Raw genomic sequence first — 8,455 nt, 5'->3', positions numbered from 1 at the left:
CTGGAAAAACTGGTTTGCTTCATGATCGTCTCGAACTTTGAAAGTTTTTCCATGTGCGAATTTTACCAACTGGGCGCGATTAAATCAGCGTTTCCTTAAAGCATATTTCAAATATAACCAAAGGAATGTCACCATGATTACAGCCATACCGCAACGCACCGTGAACATTTGCTTGTCGGGCAGAACTGACGACGACGCCTCCATAGCGTACAGTTTTTGGTCGCCAAACGATGGCCTGACACGGCTGCACGCATCGGTGTGCGACATGATCGAAAAAATCGCGACGAACACATTGTTCATACTGGACTATGCATCGACGTTGAATGGATGGACGATCGTGGGCATTGAACCAAGACCACCATCGCCAGCGATTCAATATGTAATGGGCCCGGAAAACACGTCAGTGCTGACCATTGATCCGTGTGTCGCGACCAGGACATTTGCATTTTATATCAGCTACTTGAATACGATTACCGATGTACAGTTGAAGTTTGACCCGCAAGAAAGTAATGAGCCGCACAAATGAAATTCAAATGGAATTATTGAATTTTGTGGGTCGGGGAGTGCGTATTCCAGTTGGAAGAGGTATCGCAATTTAATCGAATTTGACGCGTCTGATTATTCAAAAAATCGAACGGTCTTTTAAATTGCATCAGCCGTCACGACGATCCCGGCTTCAACCCATTCCAGCGCGGCGTCAGCTGATGCGCCACGTCAAACAGATCGAGTACCCGGCCGACCGTGTGGTCGACCATCTCGGCGATGCTGGCTGGGCGCTGATAAAACCCGGGCAGCGGCGGGAAGATGATGCCGCCCATTTCGGTGACCGCCGTCATGTTGCGCAGATGGGCCAGATTGAATGGGGTTTCGCGCACCATCAGCACCAGCCGGCGGCGCTCCTTGAGCACCACGTCGGCCGCGCGCGTGATCAGGTTGTCGGACATGCCGTGCGCCACCGAGGCCAGCGTTTTCATCGAACAGGGTGCCACGATCATGCCGTCGGATTGAAACGAGCCGCTGGCAATTGACGCGCCCACATCGCGCACGTTGTGCACGACATCGGCCAAGAGGCCAATCTGCTTGCGGTCCATGTCGAGCTCCTGATGCAGGTTCAGGACACCCGCATCCGACACCATCAGATGGGTTTCGACCGCCGCCTCGCGCAGCACCTGCAGGAGTCGCACGCCATACACCGAGCCGCTCGCGCCGGTGATGGCAATGACCAGCCGGCGCGGTGGGGTTGGCACCTCAGGCTTTGAGCAGGGTTTGCAGTTCGCCGGACTCGAACATCTCGTTCATGATGTCGGTGCCGCCGATGAATTCGCCCTTGACGTACAGCTGTGGCACGGTCGGCCAGTTGGAATAGTCCTTGATGCCTTGCCGAACTTCGGCGTCATCCAGCACATTGATGGTGACGATATTCTCCACGCCGCTGGACTTGAGCAGTTGAATCGCGCGGCCGGAAAAGCCGCATTGCGGGAATTGGGCCGTGCCCTTCATGAACAGTACAACCGGGTTGCTCGTCACGGTCTCTTGAATCCAGGTTTTTACGTCGCTCATCTGATTGCGCGTGAAACCCCGGGGTTTAGCTCGGGGAGGCAGAACTCGGTACGCGTAGCGTTCCGTGTTCTCGGTGGCGTGCCTGTCACGTCCAATTTTGCCACCCGTGAATAACCATATCCGTCCGCACGCTGAATGATCTTGCAGTGCTTGTGCGATATGCCTTGTACAACGCCTTGCTGTGTTTGAATGTTAAAACTCCCGGTCTTCCTCACTGCCACGCGCCCGGTATGCGTGCCGATTTTGCCCCCCTTGGTGACAATGGCGGTAGCCATGTCACCGGTGCAAAACCCGTGCACCGACTTCTGGCGCATCAGGTAACCGCGCGGAAATCCGAAGGCATCCAAGCGCGTGCGTTGATAGCTGCCACGCCCTGTGCATTTGATCGTCAAGGTCGGGCGGTTCCAGCTGACGGCTGCGTCGACAGCACCAATGCAGACCGCATCAAGCGAATGGGTTTTTGGTATGCCAAGACGACTGCGGTTGAACTTGGTCAGTCCGCCGGAGCCGGTTTGCACCGGCAAGCCGGTCGCCTTCAGCGCATTGAGCAGAGCCCAGCGCGTCGCGTTCACGGCGGCGGCGTCCAGCAACGGGCGCTTTAACTGGGCCGTGATGCGCGCCAGTCGAGCCGGGTCCCGCTTCAAAAAATCCTTGACGTTGCGTGCGGACTTTTTGCTGTTGCAGGGCATGCAGGCTACTGTTAAATTGGAGATGCGATCCGAGCCGCCCTCTGCCTTCGCGCGCACGTGGTCGATGTTCAGCGGGACGCCCTTGGCGTCGCAGTAGGCGCACTTGCGCGCCCACTTCTCCAACAGATATTCGCGCGCCTCGTACCCGGCTAACGTCCCCTGTTGATATTCGACGCCGGAGATTTCAGGAGCCTCCATTTGTTGCATGTCGAAGCGCACCAACTCCTGGCTGAGGCCTTTGATCGGCACCCAGCGTCGCAACCGGTCGACCCATGCGAGGATCGTATTGATGCGATGCTGCAAGCTCGGTGCGAGCCAGCCACGCGCCTTGTTGCCGCGGTTCAGAAACCGTGGCTCCCGGTAGCGCAGGTTGCCGCGGCGTCGCCGGCGCATTTGGCTGCGGGACGTCAACGCCTCGCTGATTTGTCGACCACGATGCACTAACTCGAACAAATTTAAGACGTGCGCCGAGATGATTACTTCGCCGGATGATGCATCGGTTGTTACTCTTTCTCTTACCAGCGCCAGCCCAGTTACCTTGCTGCCGGGGTCAATCTTGAGTCGGATCGGCTGCGAGGCGCAGCCGACTAACGAGCGATCAATAATCCGAATGCAGAACGGAATCAGCCGATGCACGCGTGCTCGGCCAGCCTCGAGCAGCTTGCGCGCTCGCTTCTCGCTACACGGCATCACCGGTCTTTGATTTCGGTCTACAACAAACACGGACATTACCTTCTCCAAAATGCGCTTACGCGCCTTGTGACGGACACCTCATGGCGCCGCTCCCTTCGACCATGTTGCAACGCAGCTTCGGTTCAGGAGCGGTAACCCGCACTCTCCTTTGAACCTGATGGCAGACCGTTTCGTGCTTACCCATTCGCTTGTCTGCTTCTGCCACTTGCAGAGCCTGGGACTAAGGAAGCATCCCAGGGTGCGTCTTGTACTTCGTTGCAACGGTGCGCGGTACTTTGCGCTTAGTCTGGTCAACCTAAGCTGGTTCAGCTTTTGCCTTTCAAGCTCTACCCCGTAAGGCAGGGTAGTTGACGCTTACCTCGCTAGTTGGAGTAGTCATTATAGGAAAAAGCGGCGCTGGCCGCTTGCCTGCCGCCGGGATCAGGGTTTCAGCTTGGCAAAGGCGGCCGCCATCGCGCTGTTGCCGTCATTCTGGCGCGGTTGCGCCTGTTGCTGATGCTGTGACAATCGCCTGGCGTCGTTGCGGTCGGCGCGTTGCTCGACTTTCGCTCCTGGAACCGGCGCTGTGTCGGTCAAACGCATGGTCAGCGCGATGCGCTTGCGCTTCTCGTCGACTTCCAGCACCTTCACCTTCACTACCTGTCCGGCCTTGACCACCGTATGCGGATCTTTCACGAACGTGTTCGACAGCGCCGAGATGTGCACCAGCCCATCCTGATGCACGCCGATATCGACGAACGCACCGAATGCGGCGACGTTGGTGACCACCCCTTCGAGGATCATGTCGGGACGCAGGTCACGCATTTCCTCGACGCCGTCCTTGAAGGTGGCGGTAGTGAATTCCGGGCGCGGATCGCGGCCCGGTTTTTCGAGTTCCTTCAGGATGTCGGTGATGGTCGGCACGCCGAACTTGTCATCGGCATAGCGTGCCGGACTGAGTGACTTCAACAGCCGTTCGTCGCCGATCACGGCCTTCACGTCTTTCTTGATATCGGCCAGGATTTTTTCGACCAGCGCATACGATTCCGGATGCACCGCCGAACCATCCAGCGGATTGTCGCTGCCCATCACGCGCAGAAAACCGGCCGCCTGCTCGAAGGTCTTGTCGCCCAGACGCGGCACCGCGCGCAGTGCCGCGCGCGAGGTAAACGCGCCATTCAGATCACGGTAGGTGACGATGCTTTGCGCCACGCTGCCGTTCAAGCCGGAGACGCGCGCCAACAATGGCGCCGAGGCGGTATTGACATCGACGCCGACCGCATTGACGCAATCCTCGACCACCGCATCGAGCGAGCGCGCCAACTGGGTCTGGCCGACATCGTGCTGGTACTGGCCGACGCCGATCGACTTCGGATCGATCTTCACCAGCTCGGCCAGCGGGTCTTGCAGGCGGCGCGCAATCGACACCGCGCCACGGATCGAAACGTCCATGTCCGGCAATTCACGCGAGGCGAATTCGGAGGCCGAGTAGACCGAGGCGCCGGCTTCCGACACCACGATCTTGGTCATGCGCAGTTCCGGGCGCAGTTTGATCAAATCCTGCGCCAGCTTGTCGGTTTCGCGCGAGGCGGTGCCGTTGCCGATCGCAATCAGCGTCACTTTGTGCTGGGCGGCCAGTTGCGCCAGCGTATGCAGCGATCCATCCCAGTCATTGCGCGGCTGGTGCGGATAAATGGTGGCGGTATCGACCACCTTCCCGGTGGCGTCGACGACGGCGACCTTGACGCCGGTGCGCAGTCCCGGATCGAGACCCATGGTGGCATGCGGCCCGGCCGGTGCGGCCAGCAGCAGGGCCTTAAGGTTGCGTGCGAACACGTTGATGGCTTCGACTTCGGCGCGTTCGCGCAGGTTGGTCATCAGTTCGGATTCGAGGTGCATGAATACCTTCACGCGCCAGGCCCAGCGCACCGTATCGGCCAGCCACTTGTCGGCCGGCCGGCCCTGGTTGCTGATGCCAAAGCGCACCGCGATGCGGCCTTCGCACGGATTGTGCGGCGCATCCCACTTCGGTTTTTCTTCTTCGGTGTCGAGCCGCAGCACCACGTTGAGGACTTCTTCGCGCCGTCCGCGGAACAGGGCCAGCGCGCGGTGCGATGGAATGGTCGAGAGGGTTTCGGAGTAGGCAAAATAATCGGCGAACTTGGCGCCGGCATCCTGCTGGCCGTCGATCACGCTGGAGTCGACCACGCCATGTTCGGTCAGGTATTCACGCAGTGCCTGCAGCAGCGTCGCGTCCTCGGAAAAGCGCTCCATCAGGATTTGGCGCGCGCCATCCAGCGCGGCCTTGCTGTCGGCGACACCGGGATTGTCCGTGCCATCGATGCTGAACGGCGGCTTCAGATACTTCAGCGCTTCCTCTTCCGGCGACAGCTGCGGATCGGCCAGCAGTGCATCGGCCAGCTCGGTCAGGCCGGCCTCGGCGGCAATCTGCGCCTTGGTGCGGCGCTTGAGCTTGAAGGGCAGATACAGGTCTTCGAGCCGGGTCTTGTCCTCGGCGTGCAGGATCATCTCCAGCAACGCCGGGGTCATCTTGTTCTGCTCCTCGATGGCACTGACGATGGCACTGCGGCGCGCTTCGAGTTCGCGCAGATAGCGCAGGCGTTCTTCCAGCAGGCGCAGCTGGATATCGTCGAGGCCGCCGGTGGCCTCCTTGCGGTAACGGGCGATGAAAGGGACTGTCGCACCTTCGTCGAGCAGGGCAATGGCGGCGGCAACCTGGGCCGGACGGGCGACCAGTTCGAGGGCAAGACGTTGTTCGATGGATGGCAGCATGAAGTTGGAAAAATTGAAAAGGCGTGAATTGAAAAAGCAGGCCTGCAGGATACCCGGTTGGTGCGGCTGCGCCAGTCTATTTGTGCTGAATCTGTCGATGCAGGCGGCGCATGCCGAGCCAGACGCCCAGCACCACCAGCGGCACCATCAGGCCGGTGGCAATGTCCGGATTGATCGGCAGGCCGGCCGATTTGGCGGCCTTGCCGGCATAGCTGCACAAGCCGATCAGGTAATACGATACCGCCGCCACCGACAGGCCTTCGACGGCCTGCTGCAGGCTCAGTTGCTGCGCGGCGCGGGCGTTCATCGACTGCAGGATCTGGCGGTTCTGGTGTTCCTGCACGATGCCGACCCGGGTGCGCAGCAGGTCATTGGTGCGGGCAATCCGTTCGGCCAGCGCTTCCTGCCGTCGTGCCACCGCTTCACAGGTGTTCATGGCTGGCGCCAGGCGGCGCTCCATGAATTCGCCCAGCGTCGGAATGCCGTCGATGCGGCTTTCGCGCAGTTCCTCGATGCGGGCCTTGACCAGACGGAAATACGCTTGCGAGGCCGAGAAGCGGTAGCTGTTGTTGACCGACAGTTTTTCTCCGCGTGCGGCCAGCCCGGTGATGCTGCGCAGCAGGGTCTGTTCGTCGTCGGGGACGTCATCGGTGCTGCTGGCGTCGTCACTGTCGACCATGGCCGCTGTCAGCAGCGCCAGTTCCCCTTCGATCGCATTGAGCATCGGGGTCGAGGCTTGCGCCAGCGGCAACCCGAGCAAGGCCATCATCCGGTAGGTTTCGATTTCCAGCACGCGCTGCACCAGCCGCCCGAGTTGCTGCTGGCGCAGATCGACATCGCGCACCACGAAGCGGCTGAAGCCATCCGGCTGGATCAGAAAGTCGCTCCAGACTTCGGCGCCCTGCAACACGGTGCTGGCGGCCAGGGACGCGCCATCGAATGCGGCGCGCATGTCGGCGCTGGCGGCGTCGCTGGCGTGTTCGGCTTTTTCAATGACGACGTGCGCCGCAACCAGGATGGCGCCGTCGAGCTGGCGCATCCATTGTTGCGGCACATGGATCAGCGGCACGCGCCGGAATGCCTCGGCCAGGGTGACGTTGGCATCGTGGCTCTGGGCGAACGTGAAGGTTGCAAACTCGGTGTGGCATTCCCACTTCAGGCGGAAACGGCCGAAGTCATGATAAAAATATTTGGCCTCGTCGACCGGACCGGCCACGCCGAAACCGGCGCACAGGTCGCGCAGCCGGTGTAGCTGCCAGGCGGGATCATTGCCGCCGCTGCGTTGCGGATACACCGCCAGATGGGTCAGGCTTTCCGGCGCCACCAGGCGCAGAAACGGGCGCGAATGGGCTTCAGCGGCCAGGCCAATGCGCAGCGGGTGATTGAGTGCCGGGTAATCGGTGGGCATCGCGGCAACGGCTAGGGCTTGCCGGGCACGCGCGCGCCGGTGACGCGCTCGATGCCGGACAGATCCTGCCAGCTCTGGATGTCGACGAACTCGGTCGCGCCCAACAGGGCGCGCACGGCGGCCGACTGGTCATAGCCATGTTCCATCAGCAGCCAGCCGCCCGGTTCCAGAAAGCGCCAGGCGCCCTTGACGATCTGGCGCAGCGCGCTCAGGCCGTCGGCATGGTCGGTCAGTGCGTCGATCGGTTCGAAGCGCAGGTCGCCTTCGCCCAGATGGTGGTCACCCGCCACCACATACGGCGGATTGGCGACGATCATCTCGAAGCGCTGGTCGGTCAAGGCGTCGAACCAGTCGCTGCAAAACAATTGCACCTGCACCGAATGGGCTGCCGCATTGCGCTTGGCAACCGCCAGCGCGGGGTCGCTCAGGTCGAGTGCGATGACGCAGGCGTCGCGCCGGGTGTGGGCCAGCGCGATCGCGATCGCACCCGACCCGGTGCCCATGTCGAGTACGCGTCCCTGGCGCGGCAGGCGCTCGATGGCGAGGTCGACCAGCAATTCGGTGTCCGGCCGCGGAATCAGTACCGCTGGCGTGATCTCGAAGCGCAGGCCATAAAATTCGCGCGCCCCGATCAGGTAGGCAATCGGCTCGCCGCCGAAACGCCGTGCATACAGGTCGGTGACCCGCTTTGCCTGCTCCGGCGAGAGTACCCGCTCCGACTCGGTGACAAGTTCGATGCGGGTCAGGCCGAGCGCGTGGCCGAGCAGGATGCGACGCTCGCTGATGTCCAGCACCGGGCGCAGCAAGGCCTGCGCGATGGTTTCGCCGGCGGTCAGCGGGAGCGGTTCAGTCATGATCAGCTGCGGCGCTTGAAGGCAACCCAGCCCAGCACCAGCGCCATGCCGACGAACCAGGCCAGCGACCATTGCGGAATCGACAACCCGAGAATCGGATCGTAGGGGGTGGCGCACAGGCCGTCGGCGTTGAACAGCAGCGGAAACAGCTTGGCGGTGGGAATGGTGTTGAGCGAGGTTTCCAGCGGGTCGATGCCGCATGACACTTCCGGATGCGCCTTGACCCACAGGTGCCATCCGGCCGTGCCGGCGCCGCCCAGCGCGAACAGCATTGCGAGGCCGGCGCCAACTGGAGCCGTGCCGCGTGGCATCACGGCGAACACGAGGCAGACCAGCGCGATCGCAGCAAAGGCATAGCGCTGGATCACGCACAGCGGGCAGGGTTGCATGCGTTCGACGATTTGCAGATACAGGGCAAAGGCGAGCAGCCCGATGCAGGCGAGCGCGACAAACAGGAGCAAGGGTCGGGAAGTTTTCAT

The 8,455-nt window shown here is 61.4% G+C and carries 8 protein-coding genes; 1 reads left to right on the top strand and 7 read right to left on the bottom strand.

What is annotated here, in order from left to right:
* Positions 1-133: 133 nt before the first annotated feature.
* Complete coding sequence (locus tag RCH09_RS16815) at positions 134-526, top strand: hypothetical protein (protein WP_326942291.1); 393 nt, start codon at positions 134-136, stop codon at positions 524-526.
* A gap of 133 nt (positions 527-659) precedes the next feature.
* Here RCH09_RS16815 and RCH09_RS16810 read toward each other — a convergent pair whose 3' ends face one another.
* The 7 genes from RCH09_RS16810 to RCH09_RS16780 form a co-directional block, all read right to left on the bottom strand.
* Complete coding sequence (locus RCH09_RS16810) at positions 660-1,247, bottom strand: UbiX family flavin prenyltransferase (protein WP_326942290.1); 588 nt, start codon at positions 1,245-1,247, stop codon at positions 660-662.
* 1 nt (position 1,248) lies between these two features.
* Positions 1,249-1,560 (bottom strand): Grx4 family monothiol glutaredoxin, encoded by a 312-nt coding sequence (gene grxD / locus RCH09_RS16805; protein ID WP_326942289.1) that lies wholly within the window; start codon positions 1,558-1,560, stop codon positions 1,249-1,251.
* Positions 1,557-2,978, bottom strand: coding sequence for an RNA-guided endonuclease IscB (gene iscB / locus RCH09_RS16800; protein ID WP_326942288.1), 1,422 nt, complete (start codon positions 2,976-2,978; stop codon positions 1,557-1,559). Before iscB ends, grxD begins: the two co-directional genes overlap by 4 nt.
* A gap of 384 nt (positions 2,979-3,362) precedes the next feature.
* On the bottom strand, positions 3,363-5,714 hold the full coding sequence (locus RCH09_RS16795) for a Tex family protein (protein WP_326942287.1): 2,352 nt from the start codon (positions 5,712-5,714) through the stop codon (positions 3,363-3,365).
* Positions 5,715-5,790: 76 nt separating this feature from the next.
* Positions 5,791-7,122, bottom strand: a complete 1,332-nt coding sequence (locus RCH09_RS16790; protein WP_326942286.1) for a DUF3422 family protein — start codon at positions 7,120-7,122, stop codon at positions 5,791-5,793.
* An 11-nt stretch (positions 7,123-7,133) separates the two neighbouring features.
* Positions 7,134-7,976 (bottom strand): peptide chain release factor N(5)-glutamine methyltransferase, encoded by an 843-nt coding sequence (prmC, locus tag RCH09_RS16785; protein ID WP_326942285.1) that lies wholly within the window; start codon positions 7,974-7,976, stop codon positions 7,134-7,136.
* Positions 7,977-7,978: 2 nt separating this feature from the next.
* Positions 7,979-8,455, bottom strand: coding sequence for a disulfide bond formation protein B (locus RCH09_RS16780; protein WP_326942284.1), 477 nt, complete (start codon positions 8,453-8,455; stop codon positions 7,979-7,981).

The organism is Actimicrobium sp. GrIS 1.19 (assembly GCF_035984655.1).
GTDB lineage: Bacteria > Pseudomonadota > Gammaproteobacteria > Burkholderiales > Burkholderiaceae_D > Actimicrobium.
The sequence above is the reverse complement of the archived record's forward strand: the minus strand, read 5'-3'. Positions and strand labels throughout refer to the sequence as shown.

Excerpts from the sequence above, each read along its gene's own strand:
- RCH09_RS16780 (WP_326942284.1), bottom strand. The coding sequence starts at position 8,455 with ATGAAAACTTCCCGACCCTTGCTCCTGTTTGTCGCGCTCGCCTGCATC.
- iscB (WP_326942288.1), bottom strand. The coding sequence starts at position 2,978 with ATGTCCGTGTTTGTTGTAGACCGAAATCAAAGACCGGTGATGCCGTGT.
- prmC (WP_326942285.1), bottom strand. The coding sequence starts at position 7,976 with ATGACTGAACCGCTCCCGCTGACCGCCGGCGAAACCATCGCGCAGGCC.
- RCH09_RS16815 (WP_326942291.1), top strand. The coding sequence starts at position 134 with ATGATTACAGCCATACCGCAACGCACCGTGAACATTTGCTTGTCGGGC.
- RCH09_RS16795 (WP_326942287.1), bottom strand. The coding sequence starts at position 5,714 with ATGCTGCCATCCATCGAACAACGTCTTGCCCTCGAACTGGTCGCCCGT.
- grxD (WP_326942289.1), bottom strand. The coding sequence starts at position 1,560 with ATGAGCGACGTAAAAACCTGGATTCAAGAGACCGTGACGAGCAACCCG.
- RCH09_RS16790 (WP_326942286.1), bottom strand. The coding sequence starts at position 7,122 with ATGCCCACCGATTACCCGGCACTCAATCACCCGCTGCGCATTGGCCTG.